Annotated in this window: 1 pseudogene; it reads right to left on the bottom strand. The window is 69.6% G+C overall.

Annotation, left to right across the window (positions count from 1 at the left end):
• Positions 1 to 116: 116 nt before the first annotated feature.
• Positions 117 to 296 (bottom strand): annotated as a pseudogene (locus HA630_RS27325) (type IV pilus biogenesis/stability protein PilW); the annotation flags it as partial.

A 296-nucleotide genomic window follows, 5' to 3' on the forward strand; every position in this document is an offset into this window, starting at 1 on the left:
CCTTCAGCATGGCCGCCAGGGCCGGCAGGGCCAGCCCCGCCCGCTCGCGCGCCTGGCGCAACGCGGTCTGGGGCAACAGGTTCGGCGCGGTCGCCACCTCGGCGGCGTTGGCCACGTCACTCATTGAAAGCTCCCCGCTCCAAGGCCCCGGCCTCGCGCGATTCGGGGAAACGGCGGCGCAGCTGGGTGCCCAGCTGGGCTGCCGCTTCCCGGTTTTGCAAACGGTTTTCGATCTTGATGCCCAGCCACAGCGATTCGGCGTTGGCCAGCTCGGAATTGTTCAGGCGGCGCAGGTA

The sequence above is a fragment of the Aquabacterium sp. A08 genome, assembly GCF_011742065.1.